This window comes from Mesorhizobium sp., from assembly GCF_965229135.1.
Lineage (GTDB): Bacteria > Pseudomonadota > Alphaproteobacteria > Rhizobiales > Rhizobiaceae > Mesorhizobium.
The window spans coordinates 3,768,123-3,793,541 of record NZ_OZ245860.1 but is presented as its reverse complement, the minus strand read 5'-3'; the positions used below and the strand labels follow the sequence as shown (position 1 = coordinate 3,793,541).

The 25,419-nt window shown below is 64.2% G+C and carries 26 protein-coding genes and 1 tRNA gene; 16 read left to right on the top strand and 11 right to left on the bottom strand.

Going from position 1 to position 25,419, the window contains the following annotated elements; all coding sequences use genetic code 11:
* Positions 1-33 precede the first annotated feature (33 nt).
* Positions 34-639: a 3-isopropylmalate dehydratase small subunit gene (gene leuD, locus ACO07C_RS17945; RefSeq protein WP_421915488.1), complete on the bottom strand. Its 606-nt coding sequence runs from the start codon at positions 637-639 to the stop codon at positions 34-36.
* 166 nt (positions 640-805) lie between these two features.
* Between leuD and ACO07C_RS17940 the strand changes: the two genes are divergently transcribed.
* The 5 genes from ACO07C_RS17940 (at position 806) to ACO07C_RS17920 (ending at position 3,415) form a co-directional block, all read left to right on the top strand.
* Positions 806-1,231: a GNAT family N-acetyltransferase gene (locus ACO07C_RS17940; protein ID WP_421915487.1), complete on the top strand. Its 426-nt coding sequence runs from the start codon at positions 806-808 to the stop codon at positions 1,229-1,231.
* Positions 1,232-1,318: 87 nt separating this feature from the next.
* Positions 1,319-1,633 carry an ArsR/SmtB family transcription factor gene (locus ACO07C_RS17935; RefSeq protein WP_421915486.1) on the top strand — a complete coding sequence of 105 codons (315 nt, stop codon included), beginning with the start codon at positions 1,319-1,321 and terminating at the stop codon, positions 1,631-1,633.
* Positions 1,630-2,076, top strand: coding sequence for an SRPBCC family protein (locus tag ACO07C_RS17930; RefSeq protein ID WP_421915485.1), 447 nt, complete (start codon positions 1,630-1,632; stop codon positions 2,074-2,076). The genes ACO07C_RS17935 and ACO07C_RS17930 overlap by 4 nt, the downstream gene beginning before the upstream one ends.
* Positions 2,077-2,117: 41 nt before the next feature.
* Positions 2,118-2,609 carry an SRPBCC family protein gene (locus ACO07C_RS17925; protein WP_421915484.1) on the top strand — a complete coding sequence of 164 codons (492 nt, stop codon included), beginning with the start codon at positions 2,118-2,120 and terminating at the stop codon, positions 2,607-2,609.
* 74 nt (positions 2,610-2,683) lie between these two features.
* Positions 2,684-3,415: a DUF72 domain-containing protein gene (locus tag ACO07C_RS17920; protein ID WP_421915483.1), complete on the top strand. Its 732-nt coding sequence runs from the start codon at positions 2,684-2,686 to the stop codon at positions 3,413-3,415.
* Here ACO07C_RS17920 and ACO07C_RS17915 read toward each other — a convergent pair.
* From ACO07C_RS17915 to ACO07C_RS17900, 4 genes are read right to left on the bottom strand one after another with little or no spacing between them, the layout of a single operon-like run.
* Entirely contained in the window at positions 3,412-4,578 is a 1,167-nt protein-coding gene (locus ACO07C_RS17915; RefSeq protein WP_421915482.1) for an NAD(P)/FAD-dependent oxidoreductase, read from the bottom strand. The genes ACO07C_RS17920 and ACO07C_RS17915 overlap by 4 nt on opposite strands.
* 37 nt (positions 4,579-4,615) lie before the next feature.
* Positions 4,616-6,190, bottom strand: a complete 1,575-nt coding sequence (locus tag ACO07C_RS17910) for an ATP-binding protein (protein ID WP_421915481.1) — start codon at positions 6,188-6,190, stop codon at positions 4,616-4,618.
* Entirely contained in the window at positions 6,181-6,873 is a 693-nt protein-coding gene (locus ACO07C_RS17905; RefSeq protein WP_421915480.1) for a response regulator transcription factor, read from the bottom strand. Before ACO07C_RS17905 ends, ACO07C_RS17910 begins: the two co-directional genes overlap by 10 nt.
* 3 nt (positions 6,874-6,876) lie before the next feature.
* Complete coding sequence (locus ACO07C_RS17900) at positions 6,877-8,424, bottom strand: DUF4173 domain-containing protein (RefSeq protein ID WP_421915479.1); 1,548 nt, start codon at positions 8,422-8,424, stop codon at positions 6,877-6,879.
* Positions 8,425-8,814: 390 nt separating this feature from the next.
* Here ACO07C_RS17900 and ACO07C_RS17895 point away from each other — a divergent pair, with 390 nt between their 5' ends.
* Positions 8,815-9,711 carry an HpcH/HpaI aldolase/citrate lyase family protein gene (locus ACO07C_RS17895; protein ID WP_421915478.1) on the top strand — a complete coding sequence of 299 codons (897 nt, stop codon included), beginning with the start codon at positions 8,815-8,817 and terminating at the stop codon, positions 9,709-9,711.
* A gap of 44 nt (positions 9,712-9,755) precedes the next feature.
* Positions 9,756-9,962: a DUF1737 domain-containing protein gene (locus tag ACO07C_RS17890; protein WP_143972770.1), complete on the top strand. Its 207-nt coding sequence runs from the start codon at positions 9,756-9,758 to the stop codon at positions 9,960-9,962.
* A 91-nt stretch (positions 9,963-10,053) separates the two neighbouring features.
* On the opposite strand, the gene ACO07C_RS17885 is transcribed toward ACO07C_RS17890, so the two are convergent.
* Complete coding sequence (locus ACO07C_RS17885) at positions 10,054-10,476, bottom strand: metallopeptidase family protein (protein WP_421915477.1); 423 nt, start codon at positions 10,474-10,476, stop codon at positions 10,054-10,056.
* Between the two features lie 181 nt (positions 10,477-10,657).
* Between ACO07C_RS17885 and ACO07C_RS17880 the strand changes: the two genes are divergently transcribed.
* Genes ACO07C_RS17880 through ACO07C_RS17870 form a run of 3 tightly spaced genes read left to right on the top strand, consistent with a single transcriptional unit; the run spans position 10,658 to position 16,438 of the window.
* Positions 10,658-11,704 carry an ImuA family protein gene (locus tag ACO07C_RS17880; protein ID WP_421917560.1) on the top strand — a complete coding sequence of 349 codons (1,047 nt, stop codon included), beginning with the start codon at positions 10,658-10,660 and terminating at the stop codon, positions 11,702-11,704.
* Positions 11,646-13,118, top strand: coding sequence for a DUF6504 family protein (locus ACO07C_RS17875; protein WP_421915476.1), 1,473 nt, complete (start codon positions 11,646-11,648; stop codon positions 13,116-13,118). The genes ACO07C_RS17880 and ACO07C_RS17875 overlap by 59 nt, the downstream gene beginning before the upstream one ends.
* Positions 13,115-16,438, top strand: coding sequence for an error-prone DNA polymerase (locus ACO07C_RS17870; protein ID WP_421915475.1), 3,324 nt, complete (start codon positions 13,115-13,117; stop codon positions 16,436-16,438). The genes ACO07C_RS17875 and ACO07C_RS17870 overlap by 4 nt, the downstream gene beginning before the upstream one ends.
* Positions 16,439-16,492: 54 nt before the next feature.
* Here the strand turns inward: ACO07C_RS17870 and ACO07C_RS17865 are convergent, their stop codons facing one another.
* The 4 genes from ACO07C_RS17865 to ACO07C_RS17850 form a co-directional block, all read right to left on the bottom strand.
* Positions 16,493-16,735 carry a Trm112 family protein gene (locus tag ACO07C_RS17865; protein ID WP_421915474.1) on the bottom strand — a complete coding sequence of 81 codons (243 nt, stop codon included), beginning with the start codon at positions 16,733-16,735 and terminating at the stop codon, positions 16,493-16,495.
* A 61-nt stretch (positions 16,736-16,796) separates the two neighbouring features.
* Positions 16,797-17,468: an LON peptidase substrate-binding domain-containing protein gene (locus ACO07C_RS17860; RefSeq protein ID WP_421915473.1), complete on the bottom strand. Its 672-nt coding sequence runs from the start codon at positions 17,466-17,468 to the stop codon at positions 16,797-16,799.
* A gap of 193 nt (positions 17,469-17,661) precedes the next feature.
* Entirely contained in the window at positions 17,662-18,657 is a 996-nt protein-coding gene (gene trxA / locus ACO07C_RS17855; RefSeq protein ID WP_421915472.1) for a thioredoxin, read from the bottom strand.
* Positions 18,658-18,776: 119 nt separating this feature from the next.
* Positions 18,777-19,274, bottom strand: coding sequence for a prolyl-tRNA synthetase associated domain-containing protein (locus ACO07C_RS17850; protein ID WP_421915471.1), 498 nt, complete (start codon positions 19,272-19,274; stop codon positions 18,777-18,779).
* 256 nt (positions 19,275-19,530) lie between these two features.
* On the opposite strand from ACO07C_RS17850, the gene ACO07C_RS17845 reads away from it, so the two are divergent.
* Positions 19,531-19,605 (top strand) — tRNA-Gly (locus ACO07C_RS17845).
* 79 nt (positions 19,606-19,684) lie between these two features.
* On the opposite strand, the gene ACO07C_RS17840 is transcribed toward ACO07C_RS17845, so the two are convergent.
* On the bottom strand, positions 19,685-21,046 hold the full coding sequence (locus ACO07C_RS17840) for a PLP-dependent aminotransferase family protein (RefSeq protein ID WP_421915470.1): 1,362 nt from the start codon (positions 21,044-21,046) through the stop codon (positions 19,685-19,687).
* A gap of 96 nt (positions 21,047-21,142) precedes the next feature.
* Here ACO07C_RS17840 and ACO07C_RS17835 point away from each other — a divergent pair, with 96 nt between their 5' ends.
* Genes ACO07C_RS17835 through ACO07C_RS17815 form a run of 5 tightly spaced genes read left to right on the top strand, consistent with a single transcriptional unit; the run spans position 21,143 to position 25,362 of the window.
* Positions 21,143-21,844 carry an aspartate/glutamate racemase family protein gene (locus ACO07C_RS17835; protein ID WP_421915469.1) on the top strand — a complete coding sequence of 234 codons (702 nt, stop codon included), beginning with the start codon at positions 21,143-21,145 and terminating at the stop codon, positions 21,842-21,844.
* A gap of 25 nt (positions 21,845-21,869) precedes the next feature.
* Positions 21,870-22,748 carry an ectoine/hydroxyectoine ABC transporter substrate-binding protein EhuB gene (gene ehuB, locus ACO07C_RS17830; RefSeq protein WP_421915468.1) on the top strand — a complete coding sequence of 293 codons (879 nt, stop codon included), beginning with the start codon at positions 21,870-21,872 and terminating at the stop codon, positions 22,746-22,748.
* 38 nt (positions 22,749-22,786) lie between these two features.
* A complete protein-coding gene (ehuC, locus tag ACO07C_RS17825) occupies positions 22,787-23,431 on the top strand; it encodes an ectoine/hydroxyectoine ABC transporter permease subunit EhuC (RefSeq protein ID WP_421915467.1) in 645 nt (214 codons plus the stop codon).
* Complete coding sequence (ehuD, locus tag ACO07C_RS17820) at positions 23,421-24,074, top strand: ectoine/hydroxyectoine ABC transporter permease subunit EhuD (protein WP_421915466.1); 654 nt, start codon at positions 23,421-23,423, stop codon at positions 24,072-24,074. The genes ehuC and ehuD overlap by 11 nt, the downstream gene beginning before the upstream one ends.
* 43 nt (positions 24,075-24,117) lie before the next feature.
* A complete protein-coding gene (locus tag ACO07C_RS17815) occupies positions 24,118-25,362 on the top strand; it encodes a M24 family metallopeptidase (protein WP_421915465.1) in 1,245 nt (414 codons plus the stop codon).
* Positions 25,363-25,419: the final 57 nt, after the last annotated feature.

The window sequence follows — 25,419 nt, the reverse complement described above, 5'->3', positions numbered from 1 at the left end:
TTGGGGGCGGCCCTGTCGTTCAGCCCGCGTCTTTCAAGCCCAGGGGCGCAGTTCGGCGTTCCGCTTTTCGAACGATGTGATGGCGCCGGCCTTCTCCATGGTCAGGCCGATATCGTCGAGGCCATTGAGCATGCAGTGCCGCTTGAAGTCATCGAGGTCGAACTTCACCACGCCGCCATCCGGCCCATGGATTTCCTTGGCCTCGAGGTCCACCGAAAGCGTCGCGTTGGAGCCGCGCGAGGCGTCATCCATCAGCTTCTCCAGGTCCTCGGGGCTGACGGTGATCGGCAGCACGCCGTTCTTGAAGCAGTTGTTGTAGAAGATATCGGCGAACGAGGTCGAGATGACGCAACGGATGCCGAAATCGAGCAGCGCCCACGGCGCGTGCTCGCGCGACGAGCCGCAGCCGAAATTGTCGCCGGCGACCAGGATCTGCGCCTTGCGGTAGGCCGGTTTGTTGAGAACGAAATCAGGATTTTCCGAGCCGTCGTCATTGTAGCGCATTTCGGCGAACAGGCCGGTGCCGAGTCCGGTGCGCTTGATCGTCTTGAGATAATCCTTGGGGATGATCATGTCGGTGTCGACATTGATGATCGGCATCGGAGCGGCGACGCCGGTGAGCTTGGTGAACTTTTCCATGGCTTTTGCCCGTGTCTTCGTTGCAGGGGATTGCTGACGCACGGTTTACACAAAGCCGTGGGCAAATAAAAGGCGGCTGTTCCCGGCCGGGCTTGGTCCATGGCGATGCATATGAGAATGCAGAAACAGCTTCGAAATGGCCGTCCCCTGGTGCAGTCTGGCTGGCATGGCTGAACGTTCCCACGTCCTTTATGCAAGCGAGCCGACGCTCGACGCCGCCGAATTCCGCCGCGTGCTGATCGAATCCGGCCTCGGCGAGACACGCCCCATCGATGACGAGGCGCGCTTGAAGACAATGCTGTCGGGCGCCAATCTGGTGCTGACGGCGCGCCTCGATATCGCCGGCAAGCCGCTGGTCGGCGTTGCCCGCGGCATCACCGACTTTTCCTGGGTCTGCTATATCTCGGAACTTGCCGTGTCCGGCTCGGCACAAGGGCTTGGCATCGGCAAGGGCCTGCTGAACGAGGCGCGGCGGCAGCTTGGGCCGTCCGTCGCCATCAGCCTGCTCTCCGTACCCGACGCCGTCGGCTTCTACGAACGCATTGGCATGAAGCGCATGGCCGATGCCTTCTGGTTCAACCGGAAGCGCTGATTCATTCCTCACGAGTTCGTCGCCTTCCGACGTGAGAGCCATGTCGCTTGACATGCAACTAAATGGTTGCATATTAGAGCCATGAGCATGGATGCCGTCTTTCGCGCCCTGGCCGACCCGACACGCCGGCAATTGCTGGACAGCCTTTATGAACGGAACGGGCAGACGCTGAACGGGCTGTGCGAGCGGATGGACATGACGCGCCAGGCGGTGACCAAGCATCTGGCGATCCTCGAGGAGGCAAACCTCGTCGCCACCATCCGCAAGGGGCGCGAGAAGGAGCATTACCTCAACCCCGTTCCCATCAACGAGATCGCCGACCGCTGGATCGGCAAGTTCGAGCGGGGGCGGCTTGATGCCCTCGGCGATTTGAAGAGACGCCTCGAAAGGGAAGAGCCATGAGCAACGCCTTCGTCTATGTGACCTACATCCGCACCACGCCCGAAAAGCTCTGGAAAGCGCTGACCGAACCGGAGTTTCACCAGCAATATTTCCTCGGCGCCCGGATGCAGAGCGAATGGAAGAAGGGTTCGGCGTGGAAGATGGTCTATGCCGACGGCCGCGTCACAGACAGCGGCGAGATCCTCGAGGTCGATCCGCCAAGGCGTCTGGTCATCAAATGGCGCAACGAATTCATGCCGGAGGTGAAGGCCGACGGCTACACGCGCTGCACCTTCGTCATCGAGCAGGAAGGCGACATGATGAAGCTTGCGGTCACCCACGAGGCGGATGGTCCGCACAGACTCCTGGAGCATGTCGGCAAGGGCTGGCCGTTGGTGCTGTCGAGCCTCAAGAGCCTGCTGGAAACCGGCAAGGGCCTGTCGCGCCCGGCCTCGAAGGGTTGAACCCTCGTTCGATAACGAAACAATCTTCTCGGGAGGCATTCATGATGCATGGCCCCATCGTACAAAGCATGACCAATGGCGAGACCATCATGGCATCGGCCGAGATCGGCTCGACTCCCGAGCGCGTCTTCCGCGCACTGGTCACGGACGAGGTCGAGGAATGGTGGGGCTCCGCCGACACCTACCGGCTGGCCGGCTGGTCGGCCGATCTTCGTGTCGGCGGTCGCTGGGCTGTGACCGTCAAAACAGCCGACGGCGAGGACCTGCCCGCAAGTGGCGAGTTCCTCGACATAGAGACGCCACGCCGGATCGTGCAGACACGGGCGTATGAATGGGACCACCCGACCCTTGGCCGCAAGAAAACGACGGTAGCCTGGCTGTTGCAACCGATCGCCGGTGGCACGCGCCTCACCGTCTGCCATGGCGGCTTTGCCGGGCTGAGCGACGCGGCGGCCGAACATACGAAAGGGTGGGGACGGGTGCTGGCCTGGCTGCAAGCCTATGTCGACGCTGGAAGACTGGCGGCGGCCTAAGCCGCTGCTTCCTTCGTTTCGCTGCAAGCGTCGGCATGCCTTGACCTGACCTCCATGCTGTCCACATCCTGAGCATGGACACACGTCGATCTTTCATAGGCACGGCCGGCTGGGGGATCCCGGCGCGGCATAAGGAAGACTTCCCGCAATCCGGCTCGCATCTCGAGCGCTACGCCCTGCGGCTTCCTGTCGTGGAGATCGACACCTCCTTCTACAAGCCGCATCGCCGCGAGACCTATGAGCGCTGGAACGCCTCTGTACCCGAGCGTTTCCGCTTCGCGGTGAAAACGCCCAAGGCCGTGACACACGAACGCCGTCTGGTCGGCTGCGAGGATCTCGTCGAGGCATTTCTGCTCGAGGTCGGAGGTCTCGGTGCCAAGCTCGGCGTGCTGGTGGTGCAGTTGCCGCCGAGCCTGCGCCTCGATCCGGGCATCGCGGAGAGCTTCTTCCACATGTTTCGCGAAAGAACCGGCGCAAGGCTCGCCTGCGAACCACGCCATGCCAGCTGGTTCACGCCGGAAGCGGATGCGCTGCTGGCCGCTTGCGGCGTCGCGCGCATCGCCGCCGACCCCGCAACGGTCCCATCGGCGGCATTGCCGGGCGGCTGGCCCGGCCTTGCCTATTTCCGACTGCATGGCGCGCCGCGCACCTACTATTCCGACTACGAGGCCGAGGCTCTTGCGGCGATCCGGCAACATCTGGAAACCGCCGCTGCTTCAGGCGCGGAGGTCTGGTGCATTTTCGACAACACCGCCGAAGGCCATGCGCTTGGCAACGCCCTGGCGGTCGATGCGATGATTGCCTAGATCACGTTCAATTCCCGAAACGCCCTTCCTTCGGCCACGCGGCTGTAGCCGAACGCCGAGCAATCCACTGTGCGGTAGCCGCCATGCATGATCAACTCGGCCAGCGCCTTGCCGACGGCCGGCGCCTGCTGCAGCCCATGGCCGGAGAAGCCATTGGCGAAGATGAAATTGCCGACCTGCGGATGCGGCCCGACCACCGCGTTCTGGTCGAGCGTGTTGTAGTCATAATGCCCGGCCCAGGCGCGCGTCGCCTTGATCGCCTCGAAAGCGGGGATACGGGTTGCCAGGACCGGCCAGATCACCTCCTCGAACAGCGGCCAGTCGACGTCGAAATCCTTGGGGTCGGCCGGACCGTCGCCATCTTCGGGCTCGCCGCCGCCCGTGAGGTAAACCGAGCCTTCCGGGCGCAAATAGATGCCGGAGGGATCGACCAGCAGCGGCATGTCGGCATATTTCTCGCGCGCCTCGAAGACGAAGACGTTGCGCTTGCGCGGCTCGACCGGCAGCGGCAGCCCGGCAAATGCCGCGACCTTGCCGGCGTTCGGCCCGGCGGCGTTGATGACAATACCGGCCTCAAGTTTTTCGCCATTGTCGAGGCTGACGCTGGTGACACGGTCGCCTTGCCGCTCGATGCCGGTGACCGAAGCGGTGATGAAATCCACGTTCTTGCCGCGCAGCGCCTTGCGGAACAGCATCAGCATGGCATGCGCGTCGAACCAGCCTTCGCCGCTGCGGCCATACGCGCCGGCGGTGATGCCTTCGGCCGACAGCCAGGGGAATCGGCGCACCAGTTGGTCAGCGTCCTCCAGCACGATGTCGGCGCCTTCGGCGACCTGCGCGTCATGATTGGCCCTGAGGATCGGCAAGCCGTTCTCGCCGGCGAGGATGAGATAGCCGCCCTCGCGGAATCCGATGTCGGCGTCGTCGCCGAATTCCTCCTTCAGCCGCCGGAACAGTTTCAGCGTGAATTGCGACAGCCGGATGTTTTCGGGAATCGAGAATTGCTGGCGGATCGAGGCCATGGACAATGTCGTTGCCGCGTGCGCGAATTGCGGATCGCGCTCGATCAGCGCGATCGAGCCTGAAAACCCCTCCTCGCGCAGGTAATAGGCGACCGAGGAACCGACGATGGCCCCGCCGATGATGACGATGTCGTAGCGCACTTCTATGCCCTTTCCGATTCGAGCCGCCGATAGGGAGTTACGCGGCAGGCAGGATGATCTCGAAGCGCGTGCCGCGCTCGGAGTCAACCAGCCTTATCGTGCCATCATGCGCTTTCAGAAGGGCCAGCACGATGCCTAGACCCATGCCGGTACCGCCGGATTCGCGGCGCGTGGTGAAGAACGGCTCGAAGATTCGCGCCCGGTTGCTGGGCGAAATGCCGGCGCCGTCATCATCGATCAGGATGCGCGCCTTGCCGTCGATGCTCGTCGTGGTGATCGAAACCAGTGTCGCCCCATGCCTGGCCGAATTGTCGATGAGATTGCCAAGCACGATGGCCGCGTTCTCGGTGGACATGCGCAGGCCGATATCCCCGCCGGCCTCGACGCGAACCGCCAACCTGTCGTCGACGGGGAGCGCCGCATTCACCGAGGTGCTTTCGCCACTGGGCGCGCGGTTTTCGGCGCGCGCCAGCTCGAGCAGCCGCCGGACCAGCAGGTTGAGCCGCCCCGCATCGGTGACGATGTTGTTGGAAAAGCGCCGCAGCTCGGCCTCGTCCATTGTCGAGCCGGAATCACGCAGCAGCTCGGCCGCGCCCTGGATTGCCGTCAGCGGCGATTTGAGCTCGTGCGAGACGTGCGTGGCGAAAGTCTGGATACTGTCGGACCGCGCCTGCAGTTTTTCGGCCATGTCGAGGAAGGCCGCGGACAGCTCCGCCATCTCGCGCGTACCGTGGTGGTCGAGCGGCCTGATCGCGTCGCGCTCGCCGGCGGCGATGCGCTGGGTGCGATCGATCAACGCATAGATCGGCCGGCTGACGGTGCGCAGGAACACCAGGCCGATCAGCAGAGTGCCGCCGAGGATGGCGATCGCCGCCGCCGTCACCTTGCCGCGCTCGCCATAGAGATGCTTGACGATGTTGTTGGGCGTCCGCGACGCATAGACCACGCCGGCGACATGGCCGTCGACGACCGCAGGCATGGCGACGAAGACACGCACCCTGGTGCCACGGCTGACCGAATAGAGCGGCGGTGTCGGCTGGTCGGGAATGCGCAGCCTGAGTTCGCTGGCATAGCGGCCGGCGAGCGCTTCCCGCACCTCCGGCACCTCGGCCAGCGACTGCCCGACCTCATCACGGCCGGCGATGACCACGCCCCTTGGGTCGAGCAGCCGGAAGCCGGCAAGCGTGGTTTTCTGCGTGGCGTCGAGAACGCCGGACAGGCGAGCGCCGATCGCCGCGAAGGCGGGATCGGCGGTAGCTGCCTGCCCCGCGGGACGGGTCGGCAGGACAGCATCGGAGGCCAGGTCGAGGCTGGGCTCGATCGGCAGGTAGGGATAGTTGACATTGCCTGGGCCGGCGGGCGCGGGCGCGCCGAGCCGGTCGGCGGGAATGCCGGCCTCGCGCACGTCCCGAGCATAGATGGCGGCAATGACGGCACCTTGCGCGATCAGCTCGGCTTCGGTCTGGCGGATCAGCTGGTTCTCGTAGAGGCGGAAGAAGAACAGGCCGACCAGCGGCAAGGCCATCACCAGGATCAGGATGGCGACGACGACCGTGGCGAGGCGAGGCCGCCATTTGCGGCCAATCCATTTTTGACTGGTCGTCAGTTGCATCGGCCGAGCCGGAAGCCGACGCCATGCACGGTCTCGATGACATCCGCGCAACCCGCCGCCGCCAGCTTGGCGCGGATGTTGCGGATATGGCTGTCGACGGTGCGGTCGGCGACATGGATATTGCCGGCATAGGCATTGGCCATCACCATGTCGCGGTCGAGCACATGGGTGGGCCGCGCCATGAACCCCTTGAGGATCGAGAATTCCATGGCCGTGAGGGCCAGCGGCTGGCCGTCGAAGCTGGCGGCATGGCTGGCCGGCGCCAAGGCGAGCTTGCCATGCGCGAACTGCCTGTCATCCGTCTGTTCGGGCGACGCCGGGCGGGCGCGCCGCAGGATGACGTTGACGCGGGCGACAAGCTCGCGCGGACTGAACGGTTTCGTCACATAGTCGTCGCCGCCCATTTCCAGCCCGAGGATGCGGTCGATCTCCTCGTCGCGCGCCGACAGGAACAGCACCGGCACATCGGATCGCTGCCGCAGCCGCCGGCAGACCTCCAGCCCGTCCATTTCCGGCATGCCGATGTCGAGTACGATGAGATCGGGCGCGCGCCGTTCTACCGCCTGCAGGGCGGCGGCGCCATCGGACACCCCTTGCGTGTTCATGCCAGCCTTTTCCAGCGCGAAGCAGATCACTTCGCGGATATGCGGATCGTCGTCGGCAACGAGAATGTGATGCGGCATGAATCAACGGCCCCGCAGGTAAGGTTCGGAAACGTCAGTAACACGAGCCTGGGCTCTCCTGTCGAGATAGGCAAGCAGCCGCCAGTCGCGAAAGCTCCAGACCCGCCAGTTCTGCTGCAGGATACGATACGAGCCCTTGGCGCTTTCATGCTCTACGAAAAGTTCGCTGAAGACCCGATCATCGGCGGCAACCGTGCGCCTCTGATGATCGAGGAAGCGATCAAGGGCCGAAAACGCGCCAGGGCCGAGCGCACGTAGATACCAGGTGTCGAGTGGGATGCCCTGGCCGCTCATTTCGAGGGAATGGTCGGCATTGTAGTTGGCGATCATTGCTGCGAAGTTGATGAAACAGCAGGCATAAAGCGTCGCCGATAACGTCAGAAGATTGGCGGACAGAAGCCACGCATTGGGTTTGCCAAGCGCGATGCGGGCGATGATGAGGGCGAGACCGGCGGCCACCAGCCCCATCCAGACGAAGGCAGCGACACGCCAGTAGGTCAGCGAATAGACGCCGATATAGAGGTCGAGCCGCAGGATCGACGAGATGACCAGTACGATGTTCTGCGCCACCCAGACATAGACCAGCCGGCGAATGACCGGATCGGCGGATGTCGCGCCGCCGGGCCGCAGCGCCGCCAGCACGAAGCCGGCGGCGAGCAGCGCGGTGACGATCAGCGGATAGGCGCCGCGATGCGCATAGGCGGCATAGGTCAGCCCGTCCGGCAGCGCGATGCCGCCCCACAGATAGGCGGCATCGAGCACGGTCTGCACGGCGAACAGGACGTTGAAGACGATCAGCGCACGCAGGATGGCGGCTTTGCCGAACACCTCGACGACGCGCCTGTCCGGATTGGTCGCCGGCTGAACATCGGCAACGTCGTGCCTCAGGCGTGCGATGCGGCGCGGAAATCGCGGCAGGCGCGGCCGCAGGTAGACCCAGACGCCGGCAAGCATGAACAGCCAGAAGGCGATCCGCCCGAGTTCGATGAGGTCGAGCAGCTTCACGAGATCGATTAGCGACAGCCAGTATTCGATGATGGGATTGGCGGCGCCGAACAGAGCAAGAAAGATGGCGCCAAGCGTCAGCGGCATCACCCAGACGGCAACAGCCGCAAAGCGCATGCGGCGCCGGCCGATCCGTCGCGCCGCCTTTCGCCAGCGAAGAAAATCGCGGATGAACCGAAATGGCGCGGCCAGCAGGAGCAGCATGATCTGGCCGGCGATCCCGGAGATCCGGTCGCGCAATCGGCCGGCCAGCGAAAGCGCGAAGATGGCCATGGCGACAAGCGCGATCGAGACGGACAAGAGGCTGACATTTTCGCCAAGCGGCAGCAGCGCGACGAACAGGGCGACGGGCTTCAGCCAGAGCCTGCCGTCGCTGAAGGCGGCGGGATGCACGGCCACGACTCCCGCGGCGATCAGGACGGCGAACAGGAACACCGTGATGCCGGCGGGCTGGCCGTAGAACAGGAAATCCGCCAGCGCGACCAGCAGGACGGCGACACCGAAACGGCTGCAATAGCTTGGAACGGCAGTGAAGAACGATGTCATGACCGGGCTTTCCTGAATTCGGCCGGCCGGATGCTCGGCTGGCTCTTGTGGGCAAAAGAAATGAGGATTGCCGCCGGGTTCGCGCGTGGCGCATCGCCGAGCCACCAGCCGTCATCGCGGAGCCGGGAGGGCAGGGACCAGCGGGTTTTTCGTATCTCTTGCATGCCACCTGTCTCGCAGGTCGACATGCAGGCGGTTGGGCGGATCCGAGGAGGTTTTCGTGAGTTTTATGCAGTTTTCGTGCAGGACAATCGCTTGAGATCGAATTCGCCAGCCCCTCACCTGCCTGCCGGGCAAGGAGGGGCGGCGCGAGCCTTGGTGATTGGTGGTCTATCTCAGTTACAAGTCGCACGGCTTGCCTCGACCGGCCCCAGGCGGCATAGATCGGGCATGACAACCGACCCTTACCGCCCGCGCCGTTCGGTGCTCTACGTTCCGGCGTCGAACGACAAGGCGCTGGCCAAGATCGCGCGGCTGTCCTGTGACGCCGTCATCATCGATCTGGAAGACGGTATTGCACCGGCCGATAAGGCTTCCGCCCGCGAAAAGCTGGCGGGAATCTTCGCCAATCGCCCCGTTGCCAACCGCTTTGGCCGGCGCTGCGAGATGATCGTGCGCATCAATGCGCTCGCCAGCGAACGAGGCATGGATGATTTGCTGGCCGCGGCAAGCTGCCAACCCGATGGCATCCTTTTGCCCAAGGTCGTCACGCCACGCGACATTCTGGAAGCCGGCGACGCGCTCGACGACAATCTGGTTGCCGACGATGTGAAATTATGGGCGATGATCGAGACCCCGAAGGCCATGCTCAACATCGGCGCGATCGCCGAACTCGGGCGCGACCCGGCCTCACGGCTGGCTTGTTTCGTTGCCGGAACGAATGACCTGGTGAAAGACACCGGCGTGCTGGCGACGCCCGACCGGCGCTATCTCGTGCCTTGGCTGCTGCAGATGGTTCTGGCGGCGCGCGCCGGCGGCCTCGACGTGCTCGATGGCGTCTTCAACGATTTTCGCGACCTCGACGCTTTCGGTCGCGAATGCACGGAAGCCGCCGCGATGGGTTTCGACGGCAAGACCCTCATCCATCCCACCCAGATCGAGGCCGCGAACAACTCGTTCGCGCCGTCGCCCGACGCCGTGGCCGAGGCGCGAACGGTGAAGGACGCCTTCGCGCTGCCGGAAAATGCCGGCAAGGGTGTGATTGCGCTGAATGGAAAAATGGTCGAGCGGCTGCATCTGTCGCAGGCTGAAAAACTGCTGGCGAAGGCAGCCGCCATCGGCGCATGATGGGGCCCGATGCACGTGCTACTCATCACGACAGGACTTGACGGATGAAACTCTACCGCTTTCTGACCGGCCCGGACGATGCCAGCTTCTGCCACAAGGTAACGGCGGCTCTGAACAAGGGCTGGCACCTGTTCGGCTCGCCGACCTATGCCTATGACAAGAAAGCCAAGGCCATGCGCTGCGGCCAGGCCGTGGTCAAGGATGTCGACGGCCAGGAATACGGGCCGGATACCAAGCTAAGCGACTGGTAGGCTCGCAAGGCGCCTGTCCTTCTCTCGTCATCCTGGGGCATAAGCAGTCGCGAAGCGACGTCGCGGAGACCCTGGATGACGAAGGTGGACGCTACTCAGACGCCTCTTCGATCTTCTCCATGTCATCATCCGACAGGCCGAAATGGTGGCCGATCTCGTGGATCAGCACATGGGTGACGATGTCGCCCAACGTTTCCTCGTTCTCGGACCAGTAGTCGAGAATGGCGCGTCGATAGAGCGTGATGCGGTTCGGTCCCTCGCCGGTCTGCGGATTCCAGCGCTCGGCGATGCCGCGTCCCTCGAACAGGCCGAGCAGGTCGAAGGGCGTTTCCAACGACAGATCGTCCATGATCTCGTCGGTCGGGAATTCGGCGATCTGGATGACGATCTCGCCGGTCAGCTTGCGGAAATCGTCCGGCAGATGGGCATAGGCCTCGAGCGCCAGGAACTCCATCTCCTCCATGGAAGGCGAAAGTTCGTCGTGCCAGGTGCGGGTCTTGTAGATGCGGGCCATGCTTTTTCCTTTGAACCCGGCATATAGGCTTTCGGACCGGTCGAGGCAAATGCCGGACGGTCGATCCTCCCGCGAGCAGCCGGACAGGAATAAATTCCCCATGAGTCTGCTTGACTCTTCGGATGCCCTCTGGAATCTATAAGAACATAACAGGAACAATTGTGAGTGGAAGCTGACCGTGATGGCGATGACCGCCGTGGCGCGGGAAACTGTTTTTGCCCTGCGCCGCCAGATCGCGAAGATCGAGGGAACGCTGCCCGAGCGCCTGGAGGCGCCGGCTGGCACGCCTGATGACGCCCATGCTTCGCTCGGCGCCGATGTCACCTTTGTCCGCCGAGGTGTCGCCGTGTCCGCGCCGGATGCGTTTCTGCGAACCGGCGCCGCGCGGCTCGACGCCGCGCTGAGCGGTGGCCTGCCGAGAGCCGCCCTGAACGAGATCCATGGCACGGAAACCCGGGATGCGGGAGCCGTCGCCGGCTTCGCCTTGTCGCTCATCAGCCTGATGCTCAAGCAGGGGCCGCGACTGCCCGTGCTGTGGGTCGGCACATCGGAGATTTTCCACGAGGCCGGCTTTCCCTATGCCAGGGGGTTGCATTCGCTCTTCGGCATAGAGCCGGAACAGCTGCTGTTTTCCGAGGCGCCAAAACTGGTCGATGCGCTGTGGGTTGCCGAGGAGGCAGCCCGGATGACCGCGCTCGCCGCCGTCATCCTCGAAATCCGCGGCAATCCGCAACGGCTGGATCTCACCGCGACGCGCCGGCTGCACGCCCGGGCGCGGAGTGCCGGCCGGCCGGTGTTCCTGCTGCGGCAGGCCGCCGAGCCCGAACCGACGGCCGCACCCGTTCGCCTCATCCTGACGCCGACGCCCGCCGCGGCGCGCGAAACCATAGCCGGACCGCTTGCCGGTTCGATCGGCCGCCCGGCCTTCACCATCACCATCGGCAAGAGCCGCACGGCCTTGCCCGGACAATTCACACTGGAGTGGAATCCCGATGAACACAGCTTCGAGGAAAGACGGCCCCAGAAAGGACGGAAAGAGAAAGGATGGGCAGAGAATCCTGTCCCTGTGGTTCCCGCATCTCGCCGCGGAAAGGATCCTGCGGCAACGGCTGGGTCGGTCCTGGCGTTCCCGGCCGTCGGATCATCCGACGCCATCTCATCCACCGCTCGTGATCAGCCATCGCCAGGGGAACGCGCAGCGCATCGCGGCCCTCGACGAGCGGGCTGAAGCGCTCAACCTGAAGCGCGGCATGGGCATGGCCGACGCGCGCGCCATGCATCCCTCGATCGACATCGTCGAGGCCGATCCGGAAGCTGACCGGCGCCTGCTCGAAGGCCTTGCCGACTGGTGTGACCGCTACACGCCATTGGTGGCGCTGGACAGCAGCGATGGCCTTTTCCTCGACGTCACCGGCTGCACGCATCTTTTCGGCGGCGAACGCGCGATGCTGGACGACATCCTGTCGCGCTTCTTCCATCAGGGTTTCGATGTCCGTGCCGGACTTGCCGCCACCCCAGGGGCGGCCTGGGCGGCGGCACGGTTTTCGGGCGACCGCATCGTCGCTGGCGGCGGGGAGGAGGAACTGCTCGCTCCCTTGCCGCTGGCCGCGCTGCGCATCGAACCGGCGACCCGCGACAGCCTGGAAAGTGTGGGCCTGCGCACGGCCGGCGCCGTCATGGCGGCGCCGCGTGCGCCGCTCGCGCGCCGCTTTGGCGCCTCCCTGCTCTTGCGCCTCGACCAGGCGCTTGGCCGTATCGACGAGGCGGTGTCGCCGCGCCTTCCCGTCGCGCCGCTTTCGGTCGAACGCCATCTGGCCGAGCCGGTCACCCTGACCGAGGAGATCGAACGGCTTGTGGGCATGCTGGCGACGACCTTGAAGGCCGATCTCGAACGCCGCGGTGAAGGCGCCAGGACGCTGGCACTGCTGCTCTTTCGCGTCGACGGCGCCGTCAGCCGCATCGCACTCGGCACCTCGCGGCCGATGCGCGAACCCATGCTGATCCAGAAATTGTTCCATGAAAGGCTGACTGCGCTCGAGCAGGATATCGATGCCGGCTATGGCTTCGATCTCGTGCGGCTTTCCGTGCTGTCGGCCGCCGCTTTCGACGTGCAGCAGGCCGATCTGGCTGGCGAGGCAAGCGATGACGGAGCCGATATCTCTCTGTTCGCCGACCGTATCCGCGCCCGTCTCGGCGATGGCGCGGTTCTCCAACCAGTCGCCGTCGAAAGCCACCTGCCCGAACGCGCCGTCGCCACGATCCCCTTCACCGAAGCGCCACGACGGACCACGCCGCCGAAGAGGCCGGACAGGCAGGCGCCCAGGACCATCTTTCCGCCGGAACGGCCGATCCGGCTGTTCCGTGCGCCCGAACCGATAGAGGTGCCGGCGACCGAAATGCCCGAGGGGCCGCCGCTGAATTTCCGCTGGCGGCGCGCGCTCTACCGCGTCACGCGCGCCGAAGGCCCGGAGCGCATCGCCGCCGAATGGTGGCATGATGCATCGAGCGACGCGGCCGCATCGACCCGTGATTATTTCCGCATCGAGGATGCCGATGGCCGCCGCTACTGGCTCTACCGGCAAGGCCTTTATGGCGGCTCCCAAGCGCCGCCGCGCTGGTTCATGCATGGGGTGTTCGCATGAACGCGCTGACAGCGACCCCCTATGTCGAGTTCGGCATCCAGTCGAATTTCTCCTTCCTGCGCGGCGCCTCCAAGCCGGAGGAGCTGGTGGTCGTGGCCAAGCTTCTGGGATTCTCCGCGATCGGGCTCGCCGACCGCAACACGGTGGCTGGCGTCGTGCGCGCCTGGCAGCAGGCCAAGGTCGAAGGGCTTGCCTACCATCCCGGCTGCCGGCTGGTCTTTGGCGACGGCACGCCGGACATTCTCGCCTATCCCAGGGATCGCAAGGGCTGGGGGCACCTGTGCCGCATGCTGACGCAAGCCAATCTTCGCGACGAAAATGAAAAAGGCGCGACCCTCCTGCAACGCGGCGACCTGCTCGAATGGGGTGACCTCATGTCCCTGGCGGTCCTGCCTGATCTGACGGCGGGCGCGCAGGACAGTCTCCCTTTGCTTCGCCAGCTCAAGGATCGCTTCGGCACGAGCCTGCGGCTTGGCGTTTCACCTTGCTATGCGGGCAATGACCGTTTCCGGATCGAGCAGGCAGCGGCGATGGCGGAGATTGCCGGCATTCCGCTGATGGCGACCAACGACGTTCTCTACCACACGGCGGACCGGCGCCCGTTGCAGGATGTGCTGACCGCGATCCGCCTCAACACGCCCGTCGCCGAGGTGGGGCTGGAACTGGCCGCCAATGCCGAGCGCCACCTGAAACCGCCAATGGAGATGGCCCGGCTTTTCCGGCGCCATCCGCAGGCGTTGGCAGAGACCTTGCGGTTCGCGCGGGAGCTGACCTTCTCGCTCAGTGACCTCCAGTACAACTACCCGGACGAACCGACGGAATCGGGCCTCGGGCCACAGGCAGAGCTGGAAAGGCTGGCACGGGAGGGAGCGGTCAACCGCTATCCGGCAGGCGTGCCTGAATCGGTGACCAGGCGCATCGAGGAAGAGCTCGCTATGATCGAGCGCCTGAACTACGCCCGTTACTTCCTGACCGTCCACGACATCGTCAAGTTCGCCCGCAGCCAGGACATTCTCTGCCAGGGACGCGGTTCCGCCGCCAATTCCGTCGTCTGCTTCTGCATCGGCATCACCGAAGTGGGGCCGGAAAGAATCAATTCGCTTTTCGAACGTTTCATTTCCGAGGAAAGGAACGAGCCACCGGACATCGATGTCGATTTCGAGCATGAGAAGCGTGAAACCGTCATCAAGTACATCTACGAGAAATACAGCGGCAAGCGCACGGCGCTGGCTGCCGCCGTCATCAGCTATCGCGGCCGTTCGGCGCTGCGCGAAGTGTCGAAGGCAATGGGCCTGTCCGAGGATGTCAGGGGGTCTTTGTCTGGCTCGATCTGGGGTTGGTCGACCTCGGAGCTTGGCGAAAAGGAAGCCCGTGCCGGCGGCCTCGACCGGGCCGATCCCGTAGCGCGGCACATGATCGAACGCGCCAACGAGATCATGGGCTTTCCCCGCCATCTGTCGCAGCATGTCGGCGGCTTCGTCATCACCAGGGACCGGCTCGACGAGATCGTGCCCATCGTCAAGACGGCGATGGACCAGCGCAAGATGGTCGAATGGGACAAGGACGATCTCGACGCGGTGAAGATCCTCAAGGTCGACGTGCTGGCACTTGGCATGCTGACTTGCCTGAAGCGCGCCTTCAATCTGCTTGAGGATCACTATCCTGATGCGCGAGACAAATATGGCCGGCCCTATGTGCTGGCCACGCTCCCCCCGGAAGACAAGCACGTCTACGACATGATCTGCCGCGCCGATACGCTCGGCGTCTTCCAGATCGAATCCCGCGCCCAGATGTCGATGCTGCCGCGTCTCAGGCCACGCGAATTCTATGATCTCGTCATCGAGGTGGCGATCGTACGGCCGGGTCCGATCCAGGGCGACATGGTGCACCCCTATCTGCGTCGCCGGCAGAAGAAGGAAAAGGCCGAATACCCCAAGCCGGAGCTGGAAGAGATCCTCGGCAAGACGCTCGGCGTTCCCCTGTTCCAGGAGCAGGCGATGAAGATCGCCATCGTTGCCGGTGGCTTCAGGCCTGGCGAGGCCGATGAACTGCGCCGCGCCATGGCCACCTTCAAACGCACCGGCACCATCGGCAATTACCGCCAGCGCATGGTCGACGGCATGGTCTCACGCGGCTACGAGAAGGATTTCGCCGAGCGCTGTTTCAAGCAGATCGAGGGCTTTGGCGAATACGGCTTTCCCGAAAGCCATGCCGCGTCCTTCGCCCTGCTCGTCTATGCCTCCTGCTGGTTCAAGACCTTCTATCCCGACGTGTTCTGCGCCGCGATCCTGAACTCGCAGCCTATGGGATTCTACCAGCCGGCCCAACTGGTGCGCGACGCCAGCGACCACGGCGTCGAGATCCGTGACGTCGACGTCAATTTCTCCATCTGGGACTGCACCCTGGAAAAGGCGCCGTTCGATCGGTCTCGCATCCTTCCGCGCCATGCCGAAATGCGAGGTGTTATCGAGACCAGCCATGCGCTTCGGCTCGGCTTTCGGCAGATCAAGGGTCTGTCGAAGGACCGCATGGAGGCTTTCGTCACACGACGCGGTTCAGGCTACGAATCCGTCCGTGATGTCTGGCTGCGCTCCGGCCTCGACGTCGACGAGATCGAGCGACTGGCGCAGGCCGACGCCTTCCGTTCCATCGGCCTTGACCGCCGCGAGGCGCTATGGGCGGTGCGCGCGCTCGACCGCAAGAGTGCCGCCGAGACCCTGCCGCTGTTCGACCAGCCGTCAATCCGCCTGCGCGAGTTGGAGCCCGAGACGAAGCTGCCAAGGATGCCGCTCGGCGAGCATGTCATCCATGACTACCGCTCGCTTGGCCTGTCGCTGAAGGCGCATCCGGTGGCCTTCCTGCGCGAGCGGCTCGACCGGACCGGCGTCACGCCCAATGCGAACCTCCCATCAGTACGCGACGGCAGGCGCGTCTCGGTCGCCGGCCTCGTACTGGTGCGGCAGCGCCCCGGCAAGGGCAATGCGATCTTCCTGACGCTGGAAGACGACAAGGCCGTCGCCAATGTCATTTTCTGGGAGAGGACCTTTACGCGCTTTCGACCCATCGTCATGGGCGCGCGGTTCGTGAAGGTCACCGGGAAATTGCAGTCGGAGTCCGGAGTGATCCATATCGTCGCCGAGAAGATCGAGGATCTGACACCCTGGCTGACCGTGCTTCTGGAGAAGGTCGGCACCGCCGGGCAGGTAGGCCCGGATCGCTCAACCTCGCCGGCGTCACGCAACACGCCGATCCCGCACGATCTCGCAACGCTGTCCGAAGAGGCGGAAAGCGTCATGCCCAAGGGCCGGAATTTTCAGTAGGAGGGCCCATTCATCGTCCACGGCAACTTCCACGCCATGACGATGCCTGAAACGTCAGGACGGTCCACTCGAGCGCGGCGGCGACAGCACGTCCTCCGCCGAAAGCACCCGCGCTTCCGAGGGCAGCATGATCGGGATGCCGTCGCGCACCGGATAGGCGATCTTGGCGACCCTCGAGACCAACTCGCCACGCTCCGGATCCCAGGTCAGGGGTCCCTTTGTCAGCGGACAGGCCAGCAATTCCAGCATCCTGGGATCGACATTGGCCTTCTTACCGTCACGTCCGTCCGCCGCCATCTGTCTCTCTTTATCGGTCAACCGCGGGCCCAGGGTAACCCAGCCTGGATATAGGCACATGCTATTGCAGGCTCGAGCCGAAATCCTCATTCTCGCGCGCCAGCGCCATTTCGGTGATGGCGATCAGCGTCTCGGCGCGCGTCTTCAGGTCGGGCGCCTCAAGCAGCGCCTGTTTTTCGGCCGGCCCATAGGGCGCCATCATCGACAGCGCGTTGACCAGCATGGCATTTTCGGCGCGGCTGACGCTTTCCCAGTCGGCTTCCAGGTCATTGGCCTGCAGATAGGCCCGAAACGCCTTGAGCAGCGCCGGCCGGTCCACCTCCGTCGCCGCCGGATCGTCGCCGAGGTCGGTGAGGAAGGGCGCAATCCGGCACTGGCGAAACGGCGTCTTCACGGCAAGTTCGTGCGCGATCCGGAACCGGCACACGCCCTGCAGCGAAATGAGGTAGCGGCCATCGCCGCTCTCGGCCATGGAAATGATGCGCCCGGCACAGCCGACATTGCAGAGCTCCGGCTCGCCGTCTTCGCGCAAGGCGCCGTCCAGGCTCGGCTGTATGATGCCTATCAGCCGCGGCCCGGCGATGGCCTCGTCGACCATCTGCAGATAGCGCGGCTCGAATATGTTGAGCGGTATGCGGCCACCCGGCAGCAAGAGCGCCCCTGTGAGCGGAAAGATCGGGATCGTTGACGGCAAATCCGTACCGAGCCGGTAATGCGCGTTTCCCGCTTGCACCACTATCCTCCGCTTGCTTCCCCAGAAGCCGCCAAATCCAAAATTTCGCCGATCGCTACCGGAAAGGCGCTGGCTGTTCACCTGGCTGTTCACAATGAACAGAACACCGATCAGTCAGACCCGATCCGGCTTCTAATCTGGCGCGCCCGGCGCCGGGCGCAAGGCCACCGGGCAAAAACAACCGTAAACCGGCTCAGGAAAACAGCAGGGACGACAATTTGCGCCTTGCCGCCAGCGTCGCCTCATCGGTCATGCCCCAGGCCTCGAAGAACTGCAGCAATTGGGTCTTGGCGCCATCGTCGTTCCAGCCGCGATCCGCCTTGATGATCGCCAGCAGATTGTCGGCCGCCGCCGTGCGATCTCCATGGGCATTCTGGATCATGGCGAGGTCGAACCGCGCTTGATGGTCCCCGGGATTGTCCGCAAGACGCCGCTCGAATTCAGCCGGATTGCCAAGCGAGGCCGCCTGCGCCGCAAGCGCCATCTTGGCACGCAGGGCGGCAAGTGCCGGCGCGTCCTTCTTGGCCTCCGGCGCTGTCGCCAGCAATGACTCGGCACCCTCGATGTCGCCGGCCTCGAAGAGCAGATCGCCCAGGCCGGCGATCGCCTCGATCGTGTCCGGCGCCTGCGCCAGGATGGCGTCATAAATGTCGGCCGCTGTCTGCGCGTCTCCGGCGGTGCGGGCCTCGGCGGCCGCGGCCAGGGCGTCGGCCACTTGCGGCGCGCCATTGCCCTTGCCGCCGACCTTGTTGATGAATTCGTTGATCTGGCTCTCGGGAATGGCGCCCATGAAGCCGTCGACAGGCTGGCCGTCCTTGAAGGCGATGACCGCTGGGATCGACTGGATGCCGAGCTGGCCGGCGATCGACGGATGGTCGTCGATGTTCATCTTGACCAGCTTGACCTTGCCGCCGGCGGCCTTGACCGCCTTTTCCAGTTGGGGCGTCAGCTGCTTGCAGGGGCCGCACCAGGGTGCCCAGAAATCGACCAGCACCGGCTGGCGGCGCGATTCCTGGATGACATCGGCCGCGAACGCCGCTGTCGTCGTGTCCTTGATGACGGCGGCCGGCGGTGCGTCGCCAAGCACGACCTTGGCGCGGGGAGCCTCGGCTCCGCCATACTGAACGGTGGTGGAATACTGGCCGCCGCTGCTGCCAAATGGACCACCAAACTGATTGTTGTCACTCATCTCGTCACCCTTTCGGTCGCGCCACCGGCCAATGGATCGGCGCAACGTCCCTCACTGGAAGCCAGTTTTTCCGCCGTCCCGGTTTTCCACCACCCGGGTTTTCCACCACCATGTGGCGATCACGCCGAGACTTTCAAGATAGCAGCATCATGTCCTGTTGCCTTGACGAATTTGAGAAGGTCGTCAGCGCCAATCGATGTCGTCGCCTCATTGGTCAGCGGATGCGCGTTGATGACCGAATGCGCCATCAACTCCTCATCGAGGACGAGTTTCACCCTGTGGCCGGTGTCGTTGATCACACCAAACACAGTCACCGCCCCCGGCATGACGCCGAGCAGTTCCATCAGCATCTCCGGCTTGCCGAAGGACACTTTTCCCGATGCGCCGATCAGATGATGGATCTGCTTGAGGTCGACCACCGCATCCTCGCCGACGGTGACAAGAAAGAAATTGTCCTTCTTGTCCTTCAGGAACAGGTTCTTGGTGTGGCCGCCGGCGATCTCGCCGCGCAGCGCCTGCGAATCAGCGACCGTGAACAGGGGCGGATGGCGAATCGTCGAAACGGCGATGCCAAGTTCGGCGAGGAAGGCAAAAAGCTCGGCTTCGGTCTTCGGCATCGTTCCGCTTCCATGTCACGGTTTTATCAACAGCGGCGCATGGTCTGCTCCAGGCGCATGCGCTACCGCCGTTTACGGCCAATGAGGCTGTCGAGACAAGACCGTTAGCCAGCGGCGCTGCGATTGCGCCCGGGCGAGACCACGCGGGAGCCTGTTTGCCAGGTTTGCACAGGCTGAAAAAGCATGCGATTTCCCTGTTGCAATCGCCGCGCTCTTCAGCCATATAGGCCCGGCTTGCGGCGGAAACGTCGTGTGAGCGGGTGTAGCTCAGGGGTAGAGCACAACCTTGCCAAGGTTGGGGTCGAGCGTTCGAATCGCTTCACCCGCTCCAGTTTCCTCCGGGAAACCAAGTGTCGAAAAGCCGCGGTCCGCCGCGGCTTTTTCGTTTCTGGGGCCAACATTCCAGTTTCTCATCCTCCTCGCAGCACCGTCCTGCAAACCGTCAGGGCCGACTGAAGCGCGGTTTCGCTGTCGACGGTGCACAGGCTGAGGCGCGCGATGGTCTGCCGGCCGCCGGGGTCCGCCGACATTTCGGAACTGGGCAGGACCGCAACGCCCTGTTGCAGCATGTGGGCGCTGAACTGTTCGGCGCGCCAGGGTTCGGGCAGTTTCAAAAGCAGATGCAAGGCCGCGTCATGCGTGACGATGTCGAATTCGCCCAGCATCCGCCGGGCGATATCCTGCCGTCGCCGCGTCACCGCCCGCTGCCGCTCGCAGAGCCTGCCGGCGGTGCCGTCTAGTATCCAGTTCGCCGCGATCTGGCCAAGCAGGGGTGAGGTCATCCAGGTCGACACCCGGATGGCGTTCAGCGCGTCGGCCCGCAGCGAGGCCGGCATCAGCAGGAAACCGATGCGCAGGCCGGGTGCCACGGATTTTGACAGGCTGGTGCAGAAGCAGGTGCGTTCCGGCGCCATCGCGGCCAGTGGTACGGGCCGGTCCGGCTGCCGCAGAAGCGGCCCGTAGACATCGTCCTCGATGAGGATGAAGCCGAAGCGCCGGGCGATCTCGACGATCTGCTTACGCCGTTCCACGGGCATGATCGCCAGGGTCGGGTTCTGCAGGTTGGGCACCACGACCAGCGCGCGCGGACGTTCGCGCTTCACCATGCCTTCCAGCGCATCCGGGCGCAGGCCGCCGGCGTCGAGCGGAACCGCGCCGATGCGCAGGCCCAGGGCGCGGCAGGCGCCGATGATGGCGGGCGAGGTCAGCTCTTCCAGCAGCACGAGATCGCCGGGGCGCGCCACGGCCAGCAGCGACACGAACACGCCGTGGATGGCGCCCGACGTGATGAGAAGCCGCTCCGGCGCGGTCTCGACGCCCAGATTTCTCACCCAGGCGGCACCCCCTGCCAGATGGCTGGGGTGCGCGCTGTTGGGATGATAGCGCAGCAGATCGGCCGAATAGGGCAGGGAGCCAAGCGTTTCGAATGCAAGCCGAAGCTCATCGTTCGAGGCCGAGGGAAACGGAAAGTTCGAGCTCATGTCGAGCGCATCGACACCGCCCGATTTCGGCCACGGCATGCGTTCGGGCACCGAGAGCATGCGCACGAAGGTTCCCCGGCCGACCTCGCCGGCCACGATCCCCATCTCGGCGGCAAGATCATAGGCTTTCGAAACCGTGGAGAGGTTCATACCCAGTCGCGCCGCGAGAGCCCGGCGCGGCGGCAGCCTGGTTCCCGGCAACAGAGTTCCCGATCGCGCCGCCTCCGCGATCGCATGGGCCAGGGCGACATATTTGGGGCCGGAAGCCGCAGGAATTTCTGGTGTCCACATTGAGCGCCACACAATTTGGTGAGGAGTCACTCAATCATTATCATTGTCTGGTAGGTTGGAGAACCTTTACGTTCCGATGACGAAAAGGAGATGGGAATGCGTAGGCTTGGCCTGATTGGCGGAATGAGTTGGCAGAGCACGGCCATCTACTATCGCCATCTGAACACCATCGCGCACGAGCGATTGGGCGGCCTGCATTCGGCTGACATCATCCTGCGCTCGCTGGATTTCGCCGATATCGCGGAAAAGCAGCACAAGGACGATTGGGACGGCGCGGCCGAAATGCTGGTCGCGGCCGCGCGCGACCTGGAACGCGGAGGCGCGGAGGCTCTGGTGCTGTGCACCAACACGATGCATCTTCTGGCCGACCGCATCGAGGCCGCGTGTTCCATTCCGCTGATCCACATCGCCGATGCCACGGCCGATGCGATCAGGCGGACGCACTCCACCGCACCGGCGCTGCTCGCCACCCGTTTCACCATGGAACGCGCCTTCTATCGCGAGCGGCTCATCGAGAAGCAGGGCATCGCCACCATCGTCCCCGACGAGGCTGGCCGGGCGACCGTGCACAGGATAATCTACGAGGAACTCTGCGAGGGTGTTGTCACCGCCAGCTCCAAACAGGCATATCTCGACGAAGTGACGCGTTTGCAGGCTCGCGGCGCCGATGGCGTGATCCTCGGATGCACCGAGATCACCATGCTGATCGGGCAGGACGATTTCGATATCCCGGTTTTCGATACGACCTGGATCCACGCCAAGGCGGCGATGGATTTCGCGCTGGGCGAGAAGAGTTGAACAACATCAGAAAGGAATACGTACGATGAAAAGCGGATTGAGCAGGCTGAGCTACGGGTTCCTGGCGGCCGCACTGTGGACCGTGGCCCCGACGACGCAGGCGCTCTCGGCGACGGCATTCGAGACGGCCAAGCAGACGGGCACCGTCACCGTCGGCCTCGCCAACGAAAAACCCTACGCCTATATCGAAACCGACGGCAAGGTCACCGGCGCCATCGTCGAGGTGCTGCGCGCCGCGCTCGAGCCGCTGGGCATCACCAAGATCGAAGCCAACGTCAACGAATTCTCGGCGCTGGTTCCCGGCGTCATGGCCGGCCGCTTCGACATCATCGGCGCCGGCATGTATGTCACGCCCAAGCGCTGCGAAAGCATCGCCTTCACCAATCCGCTGACGCAGATCGCAACGGTGCTGGCCACCCATGCCGGCAACCCCGGCAACATCCATTCGCTCGACGACATCGCCAAGTCGTCGACCCTGAAGGTGGGCAGCCAGCTCGGCACCGCGCAGGTGGACGATCTGCACCGCGCCGGCATACCCGATGACCGGATCGTGCTGTTCTCGCGCGATACCGAGGGCTTCTCCGGGCTGCAGGCCGGGCGCGTCGACGCCATCTACTATCCGGCGCTCGAAATCAGCGAACTGATCGCCAAGTCCGGCGCCAAGGATGTCGAGCGCGTCGAGCCGTTCACCATTGCCAAGGGAACGGACGGCAAGCCCTTGCTCAACTTCCAGTCGCTTGGCCTGCGCAAGGAAGACACCGATTTTATCGAGGCGCTCAACAAGCAGATCGCCGCCTTGCGCGCTTCGGGCAAGCTCGCCGAAATCCTCAAGCCGTTCGGCTTCAGCGCACAGGACTTGCCTGCTGACGGCGTCACCGCCGCCGGCATCTGCTCGGGCTCGTAACACCGGTGACGGACAGCTTCGCCAGGCTGGCCGAACTCATGCCCCTTCTGTTGCAAGGGGCATGGGCGACCTTGCGGATATCGGCCATGTCGCTGGTCGCGGCCATGGCCGTCGCCTTCCTAGTCGGCATGGCCCGGCTGTCTGGCCTGCGGCCGCTGCGCATCGGCGCCGTCATCTTCGTCGAGTTCTTCCGCGGCACCTCGCTCCTGGTGCAGCTGTTCTTCCTCTATTTCATCCTGCCGCTCTACCATGTCCGGCTCGGCGCCGAGACGACCGCGGTGCTCGGGATCGGCCTCAATCTCGGCGCCTACGGCTCGGAGATCGTCCGCTCGGCCATTGCCAGCATCGGCATCGGCCAGTACGAGGCGGCACGCAGCCTGTCGCTGCCCCGCTGGATCACCTTCTCGAAGATCATTTTCCCGCAGGCGATGCTGATCATGCTGCCGAGCTTCGGCAACCTTGCCATCGAGATCGTCAAGGCCACCGCGCTCGTCTCGCTCATCACCATCACCGAACTGACCCAGACCGGCCACAATCTGATCAACGCCACCGGCGACACATCGCTGGTCTGGCTGATCATCCTGGTGATGTATCTCGTCATAAACACGCCGTTGAACCTTCTCGTGGCCTGGGCGGAAAGACGCGCCGGCCGCTTCAAGCAGGGGAAATCGCGTGTCGTTTGATTTCGGCTTCGCGCTCAGCATCCTGCCGGTTCTCCTGCAAGGCGCCGTCCTGACAATATTGGCGACCATCGGCGGGTTTGCAGGCGCGCTGGTTGGCGGCGCCGTCGTCGCGACCATGCAGCGCTCCGACATCAAGGCGCTGCGTCTCCTGGCGATCGGCTTCGTCTATGTGATCCGCAACACGCCGCTGCTGGTGCAGCTCTATTTCGTCTTCTACGTGCTGCCGTCCTTCGGCATCACCATCGGCGCGCTTTCGGCCGGCATTCTCGGCCTCTCCCTGCATTATTCCGCCTTCATCGCCGAAGTCTATCGCGCCGGCATCGGCGCCGTGCCCGTGGGCCAGTTCGAGGCCGCCGATGCGCTTGGCCTCGGCACCATCCAGAAATGGGCGCTGGTCATCGCGCCACAGGCGCTCAAGCCGATCCTCCCGGTGCTGGGAAACTATTTGATCGGCATGTTCAAGGAGACGCCGATCCTGGCGACCATCACCGTCATCGAACTGTTTGGCGCAGCGCAGGATGTGGCGGGCAAAACCTATCGCTACAATGAACCCTATACGCTGGTGGCGCTGATCTTCCTCGCCATCAGTATCCCCTGTTCGCTGCTCGTCAGGCGGCTGGATAGCACCCGCAAGGGTGGGTAGAGGCATGAAGACCGTCGCGTCGGCGGCGTCGGAAAGGAACACCATGACAGGCTTTGTGGACCGTGAACGCGCAACCCGGCTGATGGAGCGCGCAGGGATCGAGGCGCTGGTGCTTTGCGAGCCCGAGGCCTTTCAATATGCCACCGGAACATGGATCGGCGCGGCCGGTCTGTTTCGGCGGGCAGGGGCGGGATTCGTCGTCATTCCCAGGACAGGCGATCTGCCGATCGGCGTGGTCGCCGCCGATTTCTACGCCGCGCAACTGCGGGCGGCATCCCCGGACGCTGTCGTCCACACCCACCCGATCTGGATCGAAGCAGCGCCTTTCGAGGCCTCGACATCCGGGCATTCGCTGGGAGAGCGCATCGAGGCCGGGCTGATCTCGCTTGGTCGCGGGCCGGACTTTTTCCGGCCCGGCACGTTCGAGCTGGCCAACTCGGCCGTTCAGCTCAAGCGCATCCTCGGCGAATTCGGGCTCGACCGGGCGACGATCGGCATTGATCTGGATTTCGTGTCCGCCACCGATTTTTCCGCGCTGCAGGCGATGTTGCCGGACTGCTTGATGGTCAACGGCTCGCCGGTCCTCGACAGGCTGCGCGCCATCAAGTCACAGCGAGAAATCGACCTTCTCCAGCAAGGTATCGTGCTGTCCGAGGCTGGCCTGGTAAGACTGCGGGAACGCGCCGCGCCCGGTATGCGCCAGTCGGACCTCATTGCCCTCTACCGTGAAGGCGTCGCTGGCGCGGCGGCGGGGTCATCCCTCCAGGCGTCGACGGCGGAGTATGTCACGCTCGGTGCCCGCGCCAAGAACGCCGACGCGGTCGCCGAGACCGGCGATCCGCTGAAGTGCGACATGGTCTGCACGGTCGCCGGCTACGCCGCCGACATGTCGCGCAACTTCGTCTTCGGTCCGCCTTCCGCCGACCAGGCCGAATTGCACGCCATCGCCGAACGGGCCTTCGAGGACGGGCTGGCGCAGCTGATGCCCGGCAAGCCGATCTCGGGCGTGCATCGCGCCGCCACCGAAAGCCTTGCGCGGCAAGGGCTGCGTTCCTACCGCCGTGGTCATTTCGGCCACGGCGTCGGCCAGTCGGTATTTTCCGAGCAATGGCCGTACATCGCCGCCGACTGCGATGCCGGGATCGAGGCCGGCATGGTGCTGGCCTACGAAATCCCCCTCTACATCGATGGCCTCGCCAGCTTCAACCTCGAGGACCAGTTTCTGATCACGGCGGACGGCCCGGTCTCGATGAACCGGCTGCCGAGGCGGCTGGAGGTTATCGGGTAGCAAGTCCACTCAGTTTCGGCTCATTTCTCCCTATTCACGGGGATAAATACTGGCAGG